This window comes from Stenotrophomonas sp. K-6 (assembly GCF_056861555.1).
The window spans coordinates 327,950-345,707 of the sequence record NZ_JBSPUC010000002.1 but is presented as its reverse complement, the minus strand read 5'-3'; the positions used below and the strand labels follow the sequence as shown (position 1 = coordinate 345,707).

The window sequence follows — 17,758 nt, the reverse complement described above, 5'->3', positions numbered from 1 at the left end:
TACCGGGCTGTAGGTCACGGCCGTTGGTGGTGACCGCGATGCTTGCCCTTACCGCGCCAGACCGTCCAGCAAGGGCAGGTGGGCGGCTTCAACCCCGCCAACCGTCAACGGTTCGGGCGCGATCTCCAGCGGGAGCACTGCCAGGGCCAGGTCACCGGCCACCGAGGCCACAGTGCCGATCGCGGCGTCATTTTGATGCACCTGCGTGCCGCTGGTCGTGCCCTCCACGACCCGCAGCAGCTGCAAGGCGCGCTTGGCCTTGCCGAGGAAATGGGTGCGGGCCACGATTTCCTGGCCCGGGTAGCAGCCCTTCTTGACGCTGTACCCGTTCAGGCGGTCCAGCCCGAGCTGCTGCGGCGTCCACTGTTCGCGCTGATCGGCATCCAGGCGTGGCAGGCCGTAGCGCAGGTCGGACTGGCGCCAGGCCAGCGCGATATCCGCACTGTCGGCCGCAGCGGCCATGGCATCGGCCGCACCGATCCGCAGACTGCGCGGAAGCGCATCGCTGCCCAGGTCCAGTTCCAGGTTTTCACCGGCAAGTTGCGCAATCGCGGCACCGGAGGCCGCTTCCGGCGCGGTGAAGCTGGCCACGACGGCGAGGTCGTCGCGCACCTCGATCCGCACCTTGCGGCGGAACACGAAACGCTGCAACTGCGACGCAATCGCATCGGCGTCGCCATCGGCGAGCACCAGCACGATGCGCTCATCCTCCAGCCGCAACAGCTGGAACACAGCAATGGTGCGGCCCTTGGCCGTCAGCCAAGCACTCCACTGCCAATGCCGCAGGGGCAGGGCGGTGACGTCGCTGGAGAATTGGGCATGGGCGAACGCGGCCGCATCGGCACCGCTGAGGCTGAGCAGCTGGTGACCGGGGAGGCGCGAAAAGCCGGCGAAATCGGAGGGCAGGTTGTCAGGCACGTGAACGGGGTCTAAAATTTGTGCGTTGCGAGAACACCCATGATAGGCCAAACAACCCCCACTCCAGATTCTGAAGCTGAAGGCACGCTGGTACCGGAGGAGCAACCGCTCTCCGACACGCCGGCAGTGCCTTTGGAAATCGGCGGCCGCGGCGGACTTGATCCGGTGCGGTACGGAGATTGGGAAAAAAACGGACGCTGCATCGATTTTTGATCAGCATTGAGCCAACGCGGCATTGCGCCGCCCAGCCGAGATAACGAGCCCAGCGAATGGCCGCCAGAGAACGTCCCCTTTCCCCGCACCTTCAGGTGTATCGCTGGCAGATTCAGATGGCCACCTCGATTCTGCATCGAGCGACCGGCATCTTTCTGTCTGTTGGAGCCCTGATCATTGCCGGCGGCCTGCTCGCCCTGATGATGGGTCCTGAATCCTGGAACTGCTTCACCGGCCACGCCGGTAGCTGGTACGGCAAGCTCTTCCTGTTCGCCTGGACCTGGGCCTTCGCCTACCACCTGTGCAATGGCATCCGCCATATCGTGCAGGACTTCGCGATCGGCTTCTCCATTCCCGCCTTCGTGCGCAGCAGCTGGGTCTCGGTCTTCGCCAGCCTGGTGATCACTGCCCTGATCTGGGCCTATGTCTTCCTGGGAGCGGCCGCATGAACAAGTACCGTACCCCGCTGAAGAACGTGCGTGGCCTGGGCGCCGCCAAGACCGGCACCGAGCACTTCGTGATGCAGCGCCTGACCGCCACCGCGCTGGTCGGCCTGACCATCTGGTTCCTGGTGTTCGTGCTGAGCCTGATCGGCGCCGATTACGTGACCGCCACCGACGCGGTGTCCAAGCCGTGGAACGCGGTGCTGCTGGTCGGCTTCCTGGTCGCGATGTTCTGGCATGCCCAGCTCGGCCTGCAGGTCGTGCTGGAAGACTACATCCACAATTCGCTGCTGGCCCTGGCGCTGCAGACCACGGTGAAGTTCATCGCCGTGCTCGGCGGGATCGTCAGTGTTTTTGCGGTCGCCCGCATCGCGCTCGGCGTCGCCTGAGTCCAGGCACCAAGACAGGAATCCAGATTAGATGTCCGCTTACAAGATTACGGAACACAAGTACGACATGGTCGTGGTCGGCGCCGGCGGTGCTGGCCTGCGCGCCACGTTCGGTCTTGCCGCCAAGGGCCTGCAGACGGTCTGCCTGACCAAGGTCTTCCCGACCCGTTCGCACACCGTGGCCGCGCAGGGCGGTATTTCCGCCGCGCTGGGCAACATGGGTGAAGACGACTGGCGCTACCACTTCTTCGACACCATCAAGGGCTCGGATTGGCTGGGTGACCAGGACGCCATCGAGTACATGTGCCGCGAAGCGATTCCGGCCATCATCGAACTGGAACACTACGGTGTGCCGTTCAGCCGTACCGAAGACGGCAAGATCTACCAGCGCCCGTTCGGCGGCATGACCACCAAGTACGGCGAAGGCCCGTCCGCGCAGCGCACCTGCGCCGCGGCCGACCGTACCGGCCACGCCATGCTGCATACGCTGTACCAGCAGTCGCTGGCGCACAACGCGCGCTTCATGATCGAGTACTTCGCCCTCGACCTGATCTTCGATGAGGAAGGCGTCTGCCGCGGCGTGCTCGCGCTGGACATGGCCGACGGCTCGCTGCACCTGTTCCGTGCCCATGGCGTGGTGCTGGCCACCGGCGGCTACGGCCGCGCCTACTTCAGCGCGACCTCGGCCCACACCTGCACCGGCGACGGCGGCGGTCTGGTCATGCGTGCCGGCCTGCCGATGCAGGACATGGAGTTCGTGCAGTTCCACCCCACCGGTATCTACGGCGCGGGCTGCCTGATCACCGAAGGCGTGCGCGGCGAAGGCGGCATCCTGCGCAACAGCAACGGCGAGCGCTTCATGGAGCGCTATGCACCGCACTACAAGGATCTGGCCTCGCGCGACGTGGTGTCGCGTTCGATGACCATCGAGATCCGCGAAGGCCGTGGCGTCGGCGAGCACAAGGATCACATCCTGCTCGACCTGACCCACCTCGGCCCGGGCGTCATCGACGACAAGCTGCCGGGCATCGCTGAAAGCGCCCGCATCTTCGCCGGCGTGGACGTGCACAGGCAGCCGATTCCGGTCATCCCGACCGTGCACTACAACATGGGTGGCATCCCGACCAACTACCACGGCGAAGTCGTGCGCAAGGTCGGCGACAACCCCGATGCGGTCGTGCCGGGCCTGTACGCCATCGGCGAAGCGGCCTGCGTGTCCGTGCACGGCGCCAACCGCCTGGGCTCGAACTCGCTGCTGGATCTGGTCGTGTTCGGCCGTGCGGTGGCCAATCGCTGCGCCGACACCATCAAGCCGGGCCAGCCGCACAAGTCCCTGCCGTCCGATGCCTGCGACAAGGCCCTGGGCCTGCTCGACAAGCTGCGCTACGCCAACGGCGACACCCCGACCTCGGTCATCCGCGATCGCATGCAGCGCACCATGCAGAACGATGCGGCGGTGTTCCGTACCAGCAAGACGCTGGAAGAGGGCTGCGCCAAGATGGCCGAGATCTTCGACTCCTTCCAGGACGTCAAGGTCTCCGACCGTTCGCTGGTGTGGAACTCGGACCTGATCGAAACCTACGAGCTGAACAACCTGCTGCTCAACGCGGTGGCGACGATCAACTCGGCCGAACAGCGCAAGGAAAGCCGTGGCGCGCATGCGCATGAGGACTTCCCGGACCGCGATGACGTCAACTGGCAGAAGCACACGCTGGTCAACGTCGACGAGAACGGCAAGTGCGAGTTCGATTACCGCCCGGTCCACATGTACACGCTGAGCAAGGACGTGGACGTCGTCCCGCCCAAGCCGCGCGTTTACTAAGAGACCTGCGGCATGACCTCCGTCCACGCAGCGCTCGCGACCGCCACCATCCGCACGGGTGGGGTGGCGCGTGCGCCGCTGGCCGGCGGTGTCGACTTCCTCATCTTCCGTGCTACCCGCGCCTGCCCCGCAGCGCGAGCCGCCTGAGCCAACGAGAACAGCCATGGCCGAGTTTTCCCTCCCCAAGAATTCCAAGATCGGAAAGGGCAAGCACTTCCCCGCCCAGTCCGGTGCGAAGAACACCCGCACCTTCAAGATCTACCGCTGGAGTCCCGACGACGACAGCAATCCGCGCACCGATACGTATGAGATCGATCTGGACGCCTGCGGCCCGATGGTCCTGGACGCGCTGATCAAGATCAAGAACGAGATCGATCCGACCCTGACCTTCCGTCGGTCGTGCCGCGAGGGCATCTGCGGTTCGTGCGCGATGAACATCGACGGCACCAACACGCTGGCCTGCACCCGCGCCATCGCCGATTGCGGCAAGGCCGAAGTGCCGATCTACCCGCTGCCGCACATGAGCGTGGTCAAGGATCTGGTGCCGGACCTGACCCACTTCTACGCGCAGTACGCCTCGATCAAGCCGTGGATCCGCACCCAGACCCCGCCGCCGCCGGATCGCGAGCGTCTGCAGTCGCCGGAAGACCGCAAGAAGCTGGATGGCCTGTACGAGTGCATCCTGTGCGCGTGCTGCTCGACCAGCTGCCCGAGCTACTGGTGGAACGGCGAGCGTTACCTGGGCCCGGCCATCCTGCTGCAGGCCTACCGCTGGATCATCGACTCGCGCGATGAGGACACCGGTGCGCGCCTGGACGAGCTGGAAGACCCGTTCAAGCTGTACCGCTGCCACACCATCATGAACTGCTCGCGGACGTGCCCGAAGGGCCTGAACCCGGCGCTGGCCATTGCCGAGATCAAGAAGCTGATGATGGCGCGTCGCGCCTGATCCAGACGTGCCCTGTAGCGCCACGCCATGCGTGGCCCTGCAACAAAGGATCGAAACGGTAGAGCCACGCCATGCGTGGCTTTGCCTTATCTGGAAACGCAGAAAAATGGACGAAGCAACCGAACTGAAGAAGCTGCGCTGGCGTTGCCGCCGCGGCATGCGCGAGCTGGACCAGCTGTTCGGCCGTTACCTGGACCGCTGCTGGCTGCAGGCACCGACAGACGAGCGCGAGGTTTTCCTGTTCCTGCTCGAGAGCGAGGACGATAAGTTGTGGCGCTGGTTCATGGGTTACGAGGAGTGCCCGCATGCCGCGCCCGCCGCCCTCATCGCCAGGATCCGCGCCCTTCCAGCGTGAGTGGTCTCCCTCGCGCTGGCAGTGCCGCGCGCTGATCGCCATGGGCGCGTTGATGCCCTGGGCGTTGTGGGCGACCGATCTGCCCGCGCCGTGGGGCCTGGCGCTGGGCGTGCTGGCGCTGGCCGGCACGTGGTGGGAGGCGTGGCGGTATGCGCGCCGCCCGGGGTGTGTCTTTGTGATTCCGGCGGGCGAAGACCCGGCACAGGTCGATGGCGAGCCGGTGGAGGAGGTGCAGATGCGGCGCCGTGGCCCGCTGGTGCAGCTGGGCTGGCGGCAGGACGGGCGCCGCCACTGGCGCTTGTTCTGGCCCGATACCCTTCCGCAGGCGGAGGGACGTGAACTGCGACTAGCCGTCCGGGCACACTGCATTTCCCGTTCACCCCCTGCAGTGGCACCATAGCCTGAATTGTCCGGCGTACCTGCATGTTCAAACCCATACCTGTCTCGATTGGCCTGCGTTACCTGCGCGCCAAACGCCGCAACGGCTTCATCTCCTTCATCTCCATGGCCTCGATCCTCGGCATTGCCCTGGGCGTGACCGTGCTGATCACCACGCTGGCGGTCATGAGCGGTTTCCAGAAGGAAATCCGCGATCGCCTGCTGCAGATGACCGCGCATACCACCATCACCACCGACGGCGCACCGATGGCCGACTGGGCGCATGCGGTGGAGGTGGCCAAGAAGGATCCGCGCGTCGCCGGTGCTGCGCCGTACATCGAAATCCAGGCCATGCTCAGCGGTCCCCGCGTGCAGGGCGCCATCGTGCAGGGCATCGACCCGGCGCTGGAGCCGAACGTCTCGGTGATCAACCAGAAGGTCAAGAAAGGCAGCTTCGACAGCCTGACCGCAGGCAGCTACAACCTGCTGGTCGGCCAGGAACTGGCGATCTACCTTGGGGTCGGCGTCGGCGATACCGTGCTGGTGACGCTGGCTGAAGTGCAGGGCACGCCGATCGGCGCGATTCCGCGCATGAAGCGCTTCACCGTCAGCGGCATTTTCGAAGCCGGCTACAACGAGGTCGACCGTGGCGTGGCCTACGCCAACATGGCCGATCTGGAAAAGGTGCTGCGCATCGATGGCGTCACCGGCGTGCGCCTGAAGCTGCACGACATGGACAAGGCGCTGGACGTCGGTGTCGATCTGGCCCACAACCTGACCGGTGCCTACCGGGTCAGCGACTGGACCCAGCAGAACGCCAACCTGTATCACTCGCTGCGCATGGAGAAGGTAGTGATGGGCATCCTGCTCTCGCTGATCATCGCCATGGGCGCCTTCAACCTGGTCTCCTCGCAGGTGATGCTGGTCACCGACAAGCAGGCCGACATCGCGATCCTGCGCACCCTTGGCCTCACCCCGGGCGGCGTCATGCAGGTGTTCATGGTGCAGGGCTCGCTGATCGGCATCTTCGGCACCGTGCTCGGCGTGATCGGCGGCATCACCCTGACCTTGAACCTGGAGCGCATCCTCGGCGCGATCGAGACGCTGTTCAACGTCAAGCTGCTGCCGGAGGACGTTTACTACATCACCGGCCTGCCGACCGACATGCAGACCCCGGACATCATCGTGATCACCGCCGTGGCGCTGATCATGAGCTTCCTTGCCACCCTGTATCCCGCCTGGCGCGCGGCACGCACCCAGCCGGCGGAGGCCCTGCGTTATGAATGAAGCACTCACCCTGGGCCAGGAAGTCATCCGCGCCGAAGCGCTGGCCAAGACCTATGCCGAAGGCCGCATGCAGACCCCCGTGTTCAACGGGCTGGACCTGCGCGTGGCGGCCGGCGAGACCGTGGCCATCATCGGTGCCTCCGGCGCCGGCAAGAGCACCCTGCTGCATCTGCTCGGTGGCCTGGATACGCCGACGGCGGGCGAGGTCTACGTGGCCGGCCAGCCCATGTCCGGCCTGTCCGACAGCCAGCGCGGCCAGCTGCGCAACCGCGCGCTCGGCTTCGTGTACCAGTTCCATCACCTGCTGCCCGAATTCACCGCGCTGGAAAACGTGATGATGCCGGTGTTGCTGGGTGGCGAAGAAGTGGTCGACGCGCGCACCCGTGCGCAGGCGCTGCTGGAATCGGTCGGCCTGGGTCATCGCCTGGACCACAAGCCGGGCGAGCTGTCCGGCGGTGAGCGCCAGCGTGCGGCCGTAGCCCGCGCGCTGGTCAACCGCCCGGCCTGCGTGCTCGGCGACGAGCCGACCGGCAACCTGGACGACAAGACCGCCGCGACCGTGTTCGAGCTGATGCTTGAGCTCAACCGCGCGCACCACACCAGCCTGGTGCTGGTGACCCATGACCGCTCGCTGGCACGCAAGTTGGACCGCGTGCTGGAACTGCGCGAAGGGCGGCTGCACAGCCTCGCGCACAGCGAGGTCTGAGCGGGCGCCGCTGCCCGCATGATCGCTGAACACCCGGCGGGGTCCTCTCGCCGGGACCACGCCGGGCGGCGCATGATCGCCGCACAGTCCCCAGCAGGAGGCGTCATGAAGCAGACCCTTGCCATCGCGGCCCTGTGCCTCGGCCTGGCCGCGTGTGCCAGTACCGGCCGGTTGTCCACCGCGCAGAAGCTCGATCTTTACCGCGCCCACGCCGGGCCGCCGCAGCAGGACATGCCGCTGTACGGCACCCTGTCCGGATGGACTGAGCTGGGCGACAGCGCGCTGGCGGTGTGGACGCGCCCAAGCGAAGGCTATCTGCTGGAACTGGCCGGCCCGTGCCAGGGGCTGGACTACGCCCCGGCAATCGGCCTGACCAGCCGCATCGGCCGTGTCTCGGCCCGCTTCGACAAAGTGCTGGTGCGCGACCCCACGCCCGGGCCGATGAACATGCCGTGCTTCATCAGCAGCATCCGCAAGCTGGACACCAAGGCCCTGCGCAGCTCGGAACAAGCGCTGCGCCAGGCACAGGTGCAGGAGCGTGAAGAGGGCCAGCAGTCGCCAACCCCGTAGTGCCGGCCGCTGGCCGGCAACCGGATCGCGATCACACCGACTGGCGGTCGGTATCCATGCCGATCATGCTTCCGGTACGAATCCAGCCGGCTTCTCCGCGCCACCGCTGAACAGGTACTTCACCAGCTCCTCTTCCAGGAACGCGCGGTGCTTGGGATCGCGCGGCGACAGCCGGTTTTCGTTGATCAGCATGGTCTGGTGCGCCAGCCACGCGGCCCACGCCGGCTTGCCGATGTGGTTGAAGATGCGCTGGCCCAGTTCGCCGGGGTAGGGCACGAAGTCCAGGCCTTCAGCGTCGCGTTGTTCGTACTGGCAGAAAACGGTGCGGGGCATAGCGTTACTCGATGTCTTGGGATGATGCTGCGCGCCGCATTGTACGGCGCTTGGGCTGAGCGGGCGGTGCACCGGTCTCCAGCAACTTGCGGATGGGTGCGGGCAGGCCCAGCGTGGCCAGCGCCTCGGCAGCGACCCAGCGCAGGTCAGCCTTCTCGTCGCGCAGCCCCTCTACCGTGGCCTTGAGCACCTGCAGATGCAGCCGATAGTGGCTGAAGGTGTGCTCCAGCACCGGCAGCGGCTCGGCATCGTCCAGCGAGCCGTCGATGTGCGCGTCGAACCAGTCCTGCAACGCGATCCCGCTGTCTGCCTGGGGCAGGGTCCACAGCTGCGCCCAGATGCCGGTGTCCGGCCGCTTCTGCAGCAGCACACGGCCGCGCGTATCGCGCAGCAGCAGCGCGACCGCCTCGCGCTCGGGCAGGGTCTTGCCGGGCTTCGGCGTCGGCAGCTGATCGGTACGCCCCTCGCGACGGGCGACGCAGGTGGCCTGCAGCGGACAGATCACGCAGGCCGGCTTGCTGCGGCTGCAGACACTGGCGCCTAGGTCCATCTGCGCCTGGGTGTAATCGACCATGCGCGTGTCAGGCACATGTTGGGCGTGCGCCTCGGCCACCGCCCATAGCTGCTTTTCGACGACCGGCAGGCCGGGGAACCCTTCGATGCCGTGATAGCGGGTCAGTACCCGTTTGACGTTGCCATCCAGGATTGCGAACCGATCATTCCAGGCCTGGCTGAGGATCGCGCCCGCGGTGCTGCGGCCGATGCCCGGCAGCGCATGCAAGGCATCGAAATCGCGCGGCAGCTCGCCGCCATGCAGTTCCACACAGCGCTGTGCGGCGGCATGCAGGTTGCGTGCACGGGCGTAGTAACCCAGCCCGGCCCACTGCGCCATGACCGCATCATTGCTGGCGGCGGCCAGGTCGGGCAGGGTCGGGAACACTGCGAGGAACTTCAGGAAGTACGGGATGACCGTGCTGACCTGGGTCTGCTGCAGCATGATCTCCGACAGCCACACCCGGTACGGCGAGCGCGGGTGCTGCCACGGCAGGTCATGCCGGCCGTGGTCGTCGAACCAGTGCAGCAGCCGCGTGACAAAAACATTGTCGGTCGGCAACGGGACGCTGGCGGGAGGCTGGCGGGTCATGCAGGTTCCGAAGGAAGGCGTAGAGCCACGCTGTGCGTGGCTACATCGGCTCAGGCGCCGAGTGCTTCCGGCAGCAGTGCGTCGACAAAGGCTTCCGGATCGAACACGCGCAGGTCCTCGGGGCGCTCGCCGATGCCGCAGAAGCGGATCGGAATGCCGAACTCACGCGCCAGCGCGAACACCACGCCGCCCTTGGCGGTGCCGTCCAGCTTGGTCACCACCAGGCCGGTCACGTTGACCGCGGCATGGAACTGACGCAGCTGCGAGAGCGCGTTCTGGCCGGTGGTGCCATCGATGACCATCAGCACTTCATGCGGCGCATTGGCGTCGATCTTGCCAAGCACGCGGCGGATCTTGCCGAGCTCGTTCATCAGGCCGGCCTGGGTATGCAGGCGACCGGCCGTATCGGCGATCAGCACCTCGGTACCGCGCGCCTTGCCGGCCTGCAGTGCATCGAAGGCGACCGAGGCCGCATCGGCGTTCTGGCCCTGCGCGACCACGGCCACGCCGTTGCGCTCGCCCCAGGCCTGCAGCTGCGCGACGGCAGCGGCGCGGAAGGTATCGCCCGCGGCCAGCATCAGGCTGTGGCCGTCGTCCTTGAAGCGCTTGGCGAGCTTGCCGATGGTGGTGGTCTTGCCGACGCCGTTGACGCCGACGGTGAGCACCACGAAGGGCTTGGCGGTGCGGTCGATCACCAGTGGCTTGGCCACCGGCTGCAGGATCGCAATCAGCTCGGCGCGCAGCGCGGTGAGCAGCGCGTTGGCATCGGTGAACTCGCGCGCCTTCATGCGCTTGCGCAGGCCTTCGACCAGCGCCGTGGTCGCGCCGACGCCGACATCGGCAGTGATCAGCGCAGTTTCCAGTTCATCGAGCAGGTCGTCATCGAGCTTGGGATTGCGCGAGAACAGGCCGCCGAAGCTGCGTGCGATCACGCTGTTGCGCAGCCGCTCGCGCCAGCCGCTCTTGCCGGCGGCGGCGGGGGCCATGTCCTGGGAGGACGGGCGCTCGGTCACGATGGTCGGGGCGACCGGGGCTGGAGCAACCGGAGCCGTCGGGGTGACGGCCAGCGGCGCGACGACAGCGGGCGCGGGTGCGCTTACCGGCGCGATCGGTGCTTGAACCGGTGCGGTCACCGCAGGCGCGGGGACGATCGGTTCCGGCGCAACCGGGGCAGTCACCACGGGTGCGGGCGCAACCGGGGCCCGTGCCAGCGGCGCAGCCACTACGGGGGCGGGCACCACAGGGGCAGGCACAACCGGCGCGGGAACCACAGGCGCAGGCACCACCGGCGTCGGCGCGATCACGCGCTCTACCGGAGCGGCCGGCTCGGCAGCGGGAACAGGGGTTTCCGCCACGGGCGGCAGCGGCGCAGGCGCCGGCGGTGTCGCAGGCTCGGGAGTGGCCTGCGGGAACGCGGCAGCCAGCTCCTCGGTGGAGTAGTGCTGGGTCTTGGCCGCCTCTTGCGGGGCGTCCTGGGGCTTTTTGCGACGGAAGAAGCTGAGCATTGGCAAAAGACGCTGAAATCAGAGGGGTATGCTACCACTGCGCCCCGAAGGCCCATGGGCGTGCAGGTGCGGTGGGGCGGGACTCAAGTAATGGCCGAAGCGGCCGTTACCGGTTGTGAAGGGCTGCGCCATGTGGGCGCGGCCAGTACAGCGAAACGGTGAACGATGAGCGTGATGTCCATTGCCAGTGCCGGCATGCGTGCCGCCTCGCTGGGCGTGCAGGCGGCCGCCTCCAACGTGGCACGGCTGCCGGTGGCCGATTCCACCCGCCTGGGTGTCGCGCTGGCCGCAACAGCAGGAGGCGGTGTTACCGCCTCCGTGGTCGCCGCACCGGACGATCCCAACGCGCCGATCGCGGACCTGCTCACTGCCAGGCAGGCGGCGCTGGCGTTTGCTGCCAACGCGACCGTGGTCCGGCGCCAGGACGAGATGCTGGGCACCTTGCTCGACCGCTGGGCCTGAGCCCGCCGGTGGTGCCGGGCACTGCCCAGCGCCACGCATCATCGTCGGCAGCAGGCGCCGGCACGTGGCCGGCACCCACCTGCAGCACGACTTACGCCGACAGCTCCAGCAGCAGCTTGTTGAGCCGGCGCACATACGCGGCCGGGTCCTTCAGCGTGTCGCCCGCGGCCAGCGCGGCCTGATCGAACAGCACGCGGCTCAGATCGTCGAAGCGCGCGGCATCGCCTTCCTGATCCAGCTTGCCGATCAGCGGATGGCCCGGGTTGAACTCGAACACCGGCTTACTGTCGGGCACCTTCTGGCCGCTGGCTTCCAGGATCTGGCGCATCTGCAGGCCCAGGTCCTGTTCGCCGATGGCCAGGATCGCCGGGGAATCGGTCAGGCGGTGCGAGACGCGCACGTCGGCCACGTCGTCACCCAGTGCGCTCTTGATGCGGTCCACCAGTGCCTGCTTGTCCTTGGCGACGGCTTCCTGCGCCTGCTTGTCTTCGGCGCTTTCCAGCGCGCCCAGGTCCAGATCGCCACGCGCGACATCCACGAACGACTTGCCGTCGAATTCGGTCAGGTACCCCATCAGCCACTCGTCGATGCGGTCGGTGAGCAGCAGCACTTCCACGCCCTTCTTGCGGAAGACTTCCAGGTGCGGGCTGTCCTTGACCTGGGTGTGGCTGTCGCCGGTCAGGAAGTAGATCTTGTCCTGGCCTTCGATCATGCGGCTCACGTAGTCGGCCAGCGACACGCTGGGCTCGCCGCTGTCGTCCTGGGTGGAGGCGAAGCGCAGCAGGCCGGCGATCTTCTCGCGATTGCCATAGTCTTCGGCCGGACCTTCCTTGAGCACCTGGCCGAACTGCTTCCAGAAGCCGGCATAGACCTCCGGCTTGTCCTTGGCCAGCTTGTCCAGCATGTCCAGCGAGCGCTTGGTCAGCGCCGACTTCATCGAATCGATGACCGGGCCGGACTGCAGGATCTCGCGCGAGACGTTCAACGACAGATCGTTGGAATCCACCACACCCTTGATGAAACGCAGATACAGCGGCAGGAACTGCTCGGCCTGGTCCATCACGAACACGCGCTGCACGTAAAGCTTCAGGCCCTTGGGCGCGTCGCGGTGGTACAGGTCGAACGGGGCATGGCCGGGGACGTACAGCAGCGAGGTGTACTCGAGCTTGCCTTCGACCTTGTTGTGGCTCCACGCCAGCGGATCCTGATGGTCGTGCGCGGCGTGCTTGTAGAACTCCTGGTACTCGGCGTCGGTGATCTCGGTGCGCGGGCGGGTCCACAGGGCGCTGGCACGGTTCACGGTCTCCCATTCGATCTCGGCCGGGGCGTCTTCGCCGTGGTGTTCCTTGACCATCTGGATCGGCAGGCCGATGTGGTCGGAGTACTTCTTGATGATGCCGCGCAGGCGCCAGCCATCGGCAAAGTCGCGCTGGTCGTCCTTCAGGTGCAGCACGATGCGGGTGCCGCGCTCGGGCTTGTCGATGCTTTCCACGTCGAACTCGCCTTCGCCGCGCGAAGACCAGTGCACGCCCTCGTTGGCGGGCAGGCCGGCGCGACGGGAGTAGACGTCCACCTGGTCGGCGACGATGAAGGCGCTGTAGAAGCCGACGCCGAACTGGCCGATCAGCTGGGAATCCTTCTTCTGGTCACCGGAGAGCTGGCGCAGGAAGTCGCCGGTGCCGGACTTGGCGATGGTGCCCAGGTGGGCGATCGCTTCGTCACGGCTCATGCCGATGCCGTTGTCGTCGATGGTCAGGGTGTTGGCGGTGGCGTCGAAGCTGACGCGGATGCGCAGTTCGCCGTCGTTCTCGAGCAGGGCCGGCTGGGTCAGCGCTTCGAAGCGCAGTTTGTCCGAGGCGTCGGCGGCGTTGGAGATGAGCTCGCGAAGGAAGATTTCCTTGTTGGAGTACAGCGAGTGAATCATCAGCTGCAGCAGCTGTTTGACTTCGGTCTGGAAGCCCAGGGTTTCTTTTTGGGTCTGCACGGTCATGGGTCGTGTTGCTCCTTGGGACATTGCCGCGCCCGGCGCGGCGGCTGGCTCAAGGGGTAGGGGTGGATTGTCCCGAATTCAAGAGGTGCTGCAGGGCAAGGCGCCTTCCCTCGTACGTGGGGAGGACGGCGGGTACGGGATGCCGGGACCCGCCGTAAACCCGTCCGTGGGGGCTCGTGGGCAGCATCCATGCTGCCCAACGGTCCCGGCACCCCGTACCCGCCATCCTCCTGTCAGGACTCGCGTGTGGTGCGGTTGGATCTGGATACCGTTGTCCCGGCACATGATTTGGTCAGCGAACGAGGCGGCTCTTACCGCTACAACCTAGAATGTCGTTCTGAATGACCTGTCCTTTGTGCTTATGACTCTTTCCCGCCCGTTCGCCCATCCCATCGCCATCCATCGCCGGAGCCGCGCATGAAGCCGCGTCAGCCGCCGGCCGCCGTGGGCCAGGTGCGGATCATCGGGGGCAGGTGGCGCAATACGAAGCTGCCGGTGCCGCTGTCGCCGGGGCTGCGGCCTAGCAGTGACCGGGTGCGGGAGACGCTGTTCAATTGGCTGATGCCGCGGCTGGGCGGGGCGCGGGTGCTGGATCTGTTCGCCGGGAGTGGGGCGCTGGGGCTGGAGGCGGTGTCGCGGGGGGCGGCGCAGGCGACGCTGGTGGAGCGGGATGTCGCCTTGTGCCGCCAATTGCGCGAGTCGGTCGCGAAGCTGGGGGCGCAGGACCAGATCGCGGTGGTCCAGGCCGATGCGCTGCAGTGGCTGCGGCAGCCCGCCGGGGCGCTGGCGGACATCGTGTTCATCGATCCGCCGTTCGCCGATGGGCTGTGGGAGGCGGTGATCGCCGGGCTGCCGTCGCATCTGGCCGCCGATGCCTGGCTGTACGTGGAATCGCCGGCCGATCAGGCGCCGAAGATGCCTGCGCCGTGGCTGCTGCACCGCGAGGGGGGCACCCGGGAGGTCCGTTTTGCCCTGTATCGCCGCGCCACTGCTACACTTTCACCAGACCAACACGCGTAGCTGACGTATGACCGTGGCCAACCGCCGCATTGCTGTCTACCCGGGCACCTTCGATCCGATCACCAACGGTCACATCGATCTGGTGAACCGCGCTGCACCCCTGTTCGAGAAGGTGGTGGTGGGCGTGGCGCAGAGTCCGTCCAAGGGGCCGACCCTGCCGCTGGAGCAGCGCGTGCAGCTGGCCCGCGATGCGCTGGGCCACAACCGCAACGTCGAAGTGCGTGGTTTCGACACCCTGCTGGCGCATTTCGTGCGCTCGGTGCAGGGCGGCATCCTGCTGCGCGGCCTGCGCGCGGTGTCCGATTTCGAATACGAATTCCAGATGGCGAGCATGAACCGCCATCTGATCCCGGAGGTCGAGACCCTGTTTCTGACCCCGGCCGAGCAACACAGCTTCATTTCGTCTTCGCTGGTCCGCGAGATCGCCCGCCTGGGCGGCGACGTGTCCGGCTTTGTGCCGTCCGCAGTGCTTGAGGCGCTGCGCAAGGTCCGTGAAGCGAAGTCGGGCCAAGCGTAGTACCTGTCAGACCCATACATACCAAGAATCACCAAGGGAGGAATTCCATGAACAACACCATGCGTGCCATGTTGATCGCGTCGTTCGCGCTGGCCTTCACCGCCTGCAAGAAGGAAGAGGCCGCGCCGGTCGTCGAAGCCCAGCAGGCGCTGGTCGCCCCGGCTGCCGATGACGATGCCGGCTGGAAGAAGTACCTGCAGGCCGTGGCCGTGCAGAACATGGGCAACATCAGCAACAGCCCGTACCTGTACTACCTCGCCCCGGAATCGGATCCGGAATTCGCTGCCAAGTATGAGCGTCAGGTCGAGAGCGCCACCCAGGCCGTGGGCCGTGGCGTGCAGCCGGGCAACATGCTGGCCTTCGGTTCCTCGGCCTCGGCCAAGATGGCCGACATGATCCAGGCCGTGTTCAAGGACGTCTCGCCGGACTCGATGAAGGGTGTGCGCGTGGTGTTCATCGGCAAGGCTGCCGACAACGCCCGCGTCCAGTCGATCATCCAGCCGACCGGCGCCGAGTACATCTTCGTCGAAGCCAAGTAACCCGTGCAGTGGCGGCTGCGCCTCGTGCGCGGCCCGGGTGGCGCCCGCAGGGGTGTCACCGATGACCGGCCCGCGCGCCCGCGTGGGCTGGTTCTCATCCGCCGGCGCGGGCGTGGAGTAACGCCATGTCGCTGAAAATCAATGAGCTCTGCGTCAATTGCGACGTCTGTGAGCCGGCCTGTCCCAATCAGGCCATCTCGATGGGTGAAACCATCTACGTGATCGATCCGGCCCGCTGCACCGAGTGCGTGGGGCATTTCGACGAGCCCCAGTGCGTGGTCGTCTGCCCGGTCGAATGCATCGATCCCGATCCGGACATTCCGGAAACCCAGGACGCTCTGCTGGCCAAATTGCATGGGCTGCAGCGCGATCATCCCGAATTGTATGTCACGGAGTTTGTGCCCAAATGAGAACGCTGTCGCGTCGCTGGTTGCTGCTTGTCCTGCTGGTGGCCCCGAGTGCCTGGGCCGCGGAACCCGCGCAGGCGGTGTTGGCGAAACATCCTGACGGTGCCGCCGTCGCCAGTGGCCATCACCTGGCCACCGAAGCCGGCATGGAAATCCTGGCCAAGGGCGGTAACGCGTTCGATGCGGCCGTCGCGGTTTCGGCCACGCTGGCCGTGGTCGAGCCGATCAGCTCCGGTCTCGGCGGCGGTGGGTTCTTCCTGCTGCATGACGCGGCCACCGGCAAGGATGTGATGCTGGACGCGCGCGAAACCGCGCCGCAGTCCGCCACCCCCGAGGCGTTCCTCGACAAGAAGGGCGAGCTGGACCGCGACCGTTCGGTCAACGGTGCCTGGTCGGCCGGTATCCCGGGCCTGCCAGCGGCGCTGGTGGAGCTCTCTTCCAAGCACGGCAAGCTGCCGCTGAAGACCTCGCTGGAACCGGCCATGCGCATCGCGCGCGAGGGCTTCCCGGTGTATGCACGCATGGCCAAGGGCTATCAGTCCCGGCGTGAGGTGATGCAGCGCTACCCTGGCACGCGCGAGGTGTATGAGCGCAACGGCAAGCCCATCGCCGAAGGTGACGTGTTCCGACAGCCGGAACTGGCCAGGACCATGGAGCGCCTGGCCGACCAGGGCTTCGATGGCTTCTACCGTGGCGAGACCGGCACGCTGCTGCTCAAGGGCGTGAAGCAGGCCGGTGGTCATTGGACCGCCGAGGAACTGGCCGGTTACCGGGTCAAGCTGCGCGAGCCGATCGCCTTCAAGTACCGCGACTGGACCATCACCACCGCCTCGCCGCCGTCCTCTGGCGGCATCGCGCTGGCGGCGATGCTGCAGATCCTGGAAGGCTGGGACCTGAAGTCGATGGACCAGGCGCACCGCACCCATCTGGTGGTCGAAGCGATGCGCCGCGCTTACCGCGACCGCACCTTCTTCCTGGGCGATCCGGATTTCGTGGACATCCCGCAGAAGGTGCTGACCAGCAAGGACTACGCCCAGGGCCTGCGCGCTACCATCCACCCGGAGAAGGCCACCCCAAGCGACCTGTTGTCGGGCAATCCGACCCCGCTGGAAGACGACGAGACCACGCATTTCTCGATCATCGACCGCGAAGGCAACCGCGTCGGTGCGACCCAGACCGTGAACCTGCTCTACGGCTCGGGCCTGATTCCGTCGGGTACCGGCGTGCTGCTGAACAACGAAATGGACGATTTCGCGCTGAAGCCAGGCACGCCCAATGCCTTCGGCGTGATGGGCTACGCGGCCAATGCGCCCAAGCCGGGCAAGCGCATGCTCAGCTCGATGACCCCGACGTTCATGGAGTCCGCCGACAAGGTCGTGGTGCTCGGCACGCCCGGTGGCAGCCGCATCATCACCATGGTGCTGCTGGGGATCTTGGGTTACGACGACGGCCTGACCGCCCAGCAGGTCGCCGCGCTGCCGCGCTACCACCACCAGTGGCTGCCCGACCGGATCGAGGCCGAGGACGGCACCTTCGATACGGACACCATCAAGCAGCTGCAGGCGATGGGTCACAAGATCGATCTGCCCGGCGATACCGCTGCGGGTGGCCGCGGCTCCAGCCACGTCTGGGGCAACCTGCAGACCGTGGAATGGGACCGCCGCAGCAATGTGCTCAGCGGCGGCAGCGACCCGCGCAATCCGGTGGGCAGCGCCGCGGTCAGCCACACGCACTGATTGATCGCAGCAACGAGAAACCCCGTCCCAGTGGCGGGGTTTTTTCATGCCCGATGGCTAGCGAATATTTAACGC

The 17,758-nt window shown here is 66.5% G+C and carries 21 protein-coding genes; 16 read left to right on the top strand and 5 right to left on the bottom strand.

All coding sequences use genetic code 11. The features are described 5' to 3' along the window. Positions 1-48 precede the first annotated feature (48 nt). A complete protein-coding gene (gene ygfZ / locus AC13F7_RS06945) occupies positions 49-918 on the bottom strand; it encodes a CAF17-like 4Fe-4S cluster assembly/insertion protein YgfZ (RefSeq protein ID WP_482999680.1) in 870 nt (289 codons plus the stop codon). A gap of 39 nt (positions 919-957) precedes the next feature. Between ygfZ and AC13F7_RS06940 the strand changes: the two genes are divergently transcribed. The 10 genes from AC13F7_RS06940 to AC13F7_RS06895 all read left to right on the top strand — a co-directional run bounded on the left by AC13F7_RS06940 (position 958) and on the right by AC13F7_RS06895 (position 8,030). Beyond that, on the top strand, positions 958-1,131 hold the full coding sequence (locus AC13F7_RS06940) for a DUF1674 domain-containing protein (RefSeq protein WP_481468047.1): 174 nt from the start codon (positions 958-960) through the stop codon (positions 1,129-1,131). 56 nt (positions 1,132-1,187) lie between these two features. Next, positions 1,188-1,580, top strand: a complete 393-nt coding sequence (gene sdhC / locus AC13F7_RS06935) for a succinate dehydrogenase, cytochrome b556 subunit (RefSeq protein WP_481468045.1) — start codon at positions 1,188-1,190, stop codon at positions 1,578-1,580. Beyond that, a complete protein-coding gene (gene sdhD / locus AC13F7_RS06930; RefSeq protein ID WP_019183255.1) occupies positions 1,577-1,963 on the top strand; it encodes a succinate dehydrogenase, hydrophobic membrane anchor protein in 387 nt (128 codons plus the stop codon). Before sdhC ends, sdhD begins: the two co-directional genes overlap by 4 nt. Positions 1,964-1,994: 31 nt before the next feature. Further along, complete coding sequence (gene sdhA / locus AC13F7_RS06925) at positions 1,995-3,785, top strand: succinate dehydrogenase flavoprotein subunit (RefSeq protein WP_482999679.1); 1,791 nt, start codon at positions 1,995-1,997, stop codon at positions 3,783-3,785. A gap of 163 nt (positions 3,786-3,948) precedes the next feature. Next, on the top strand, positions 3,949-4,734 hold the full coding sequence (locus AC13F7_RS06920) for a succinate dehydrogenase iron-sulfur subunit (protein ID WP_346470378.1): 786 nt from the start codon (positions 3,949-3,951) through the stop codon (positions 4,732-4,734). A gap of 106 nt (positions 4,735-4,840) precedes the next feature. Continuing rightward, positions 4,841-5,089, top strand: a complete 249-nt coding sequence (locus AC13F7_RS06915; protein ID WP_019183252.1) for an FAD assembly factor SdhE — start codon at positions 4,841-4,843, stop codon at positions 5,087-5,089. After that, complete coding sequence (locus AC13F7_RS06910; RefSeq protein ID WP_482999678.1) at positions 5,040-5,489, top strand: hypothetical protein; 450 nt, start codon at positions 5,040-5,042, stop codon at positions 5,487-5,489. The genes AC13F7_RS06915 and AC13F7_RS06910 overlap by 50 nt, the downstream gene beginning before the upstream one ends. Before the next feature lie 23 nt (positions 5,490-5,512). Continuing rightward, entirely contained in the window at positions 5,513-6,754 is a 1,242-nt protein-coding gene (locus tag AC13F7_RS06905) for a lipoprotein-releasing ABC transporter permease subunit (RefSeq protein ID WP_481468039.1), read from the top strand. After that, positions 6,747-7,460, top strand: a complete 714-nt coding sequence (gene lolD / locus AC13F7_RS06900) for a lipoprotein-releasing ABC transporter ATP-binding protein LolD (protein WP_482999677.1) — start codon at positions 6,747-6,749, stop codon at positions 7,458-7,460. Before AC13F7_RS06905 ends, lolD begins: the two co-directional genes overlap by 8 nt. Before the next feature lie 105 nt (positions 7,461-7,565). Further along, positions 7,566-8,030 carry a DUF6491 family protein gene (locus tag AC13F7_RS06895; protein ID WP_482999676.1) on the top strand — a complete coding sequence of 155 codons (465 nt, stop codon included), beginning with the start codon at positions 7,566-7,568 and terminating at the stop codon, positions 8,028-8,030. A gap of 63 nt (positions 8,031-8,093) precedes the next feature. On the opposite strand, the gene AC13F7_RS06890 is transcribed toward AC13F7_RS06895, so the two are convergent. Genes AC13F7_RS06890 through ftsY form a run of 3 tightly spaced genes read right to left on the bottom strand, consistent with a single transcriptional unit; the run spans position 8,094 to position 11,012 of the window. Continuing rightward, positions 8,094-8,363 carry an oxidative damage protection protein gene (locus AC13F7_RS06890; protein ID WP_019183247.1) on the bottom strand — a complete coding sequence of 90 codons (270 nt, stop codon included), beginning with the start codon at positions 8,361-8,363 and terminating at the stop codon, positions 8,094-8,096. Positions 8,364-8,367: 4 nt separating this feature from the next. Beyond that, positions 8,368-9,507: an A/G-specific adenine glycosylase gene (gene mutY, locus AC13F7_RS06885; RefSeq protein WP_482999675.1), complete on the bottom strand. Its 1,140-nt coding sequence runs from the start codon at positions 9,505-9,507 to the stop codon at positions 8,368-8,370. Positions 9,508-9,557: 50 nt separating this feature from the next. Then, positions 9,558-11,012, bottom strand: coding sequence for a signal recognition particle-docking protein FtsY (gene ftsY, locus AC13F7_RS06880; protein WP_483000108.1), 1,455 nt, complete (start codon positions 11,010-11,012; stop codon positions 9,558-9,560). A 165-nt stretch (positions 11,013-11,177) separates the two neighbouring features. On the opposite strand from ftsY, the gene AC13F7_RS06875 reads away from it, so the two are divergent. Then, positions 11,178-11,474 (top strand): hypothetical protein, encoded by a 297-nt coding sequence (locus AC13F7_RS06875; protein WP_482999674.1) that lies wholly within the window; start codon positions 11,178-11,180, stop codon positions 11,472-11,474. A 91-nt stretch (positions 11,475-11,565) separates the two neighbouring features. On the opposite strand, the gene htpG is transcribed toward AC13F7_RS06875, so the two are convergent. Then, a complete protein-coding gene (htpG, locus tag AC13F7_RS06870) occupies positions 11,566-13,464 on the bottom strand; it encodes a molecular chaperone HtpG (protein WP_482999673.1) in 1,899 nt (632 codons plus the stop codon). Between the two features lie 417 nt (positions 13,465-13,881). Between htpG and rsmD the strand changes: the two genes are divergently transcribed. From rsmD to ggt, 5 genes are all read left to right on the top strand, one after another. Further along, positions 13,882-14,484: a 16S rRNA (guanine(966)-N(2))-methyltransferase RsmD gene (gene rsmD / locus AC13F7_RS06865; protein ID WP_482999672.1), complete on the top strand. Its 603-nt coding sequence runs from the start codon at positions 13,882-13,884 to the stop codon at positions 14,482-14,484. Positions 14,485-14,491: 7 nt separating this feature from the next. Next, entirely contained in the window at positions 14,492-15,001 is a 510-nt protein-coding gene (coaD, locus tag AC13F7_RS06860; RefSeq protein ID WP_313211488.1) for a pantetheine-phosphate adenylyltransferase, read from the top strand. 47 nt (positions 15,002-15,048) lie between these two features. After that, positions 15,049-15,540, top strand: coding sequence for a hypothetical protein (locus AC13F7_RS06855; RefSeq protein ID WP_019183240.1), 492 nt, complete (start codon positions 15,049-15,051; stop codon positions 15,538-15,540). A gap of 125 nt (positions 15,541-15,665) precedes the next feature. Continuing rightward, positions 15,666-15,950, top strand: coding sequence for a YfhL family 4Fe-4S dicluster ferredoxin (locus AC13F7_RS06850; protein WP_123728977.1), 285 nt, complete (start codon positions 15,666-15,668; stop codon positions 15,948-15,950). Next, positions 15,947-17,683 carry a gamma-glutamyltransferase gene (gene ggt / locus AC13F7_RS06845; RefSeq protein WP_482999671.1) on the top strand — a complete coding sequence of 579 codons (1,737 nt, stop codon included), beginning with the start codon at positions 15,947-15,949 and terminating at the stop codon, positions 17,681-17,683. The genes AC13F7_RS06850 and ggt overlap by 4 nt, the downstream gene beginning before the upstream one ends. Positions 17,684-17,758 lie beyond the last annotated feature (75 nt).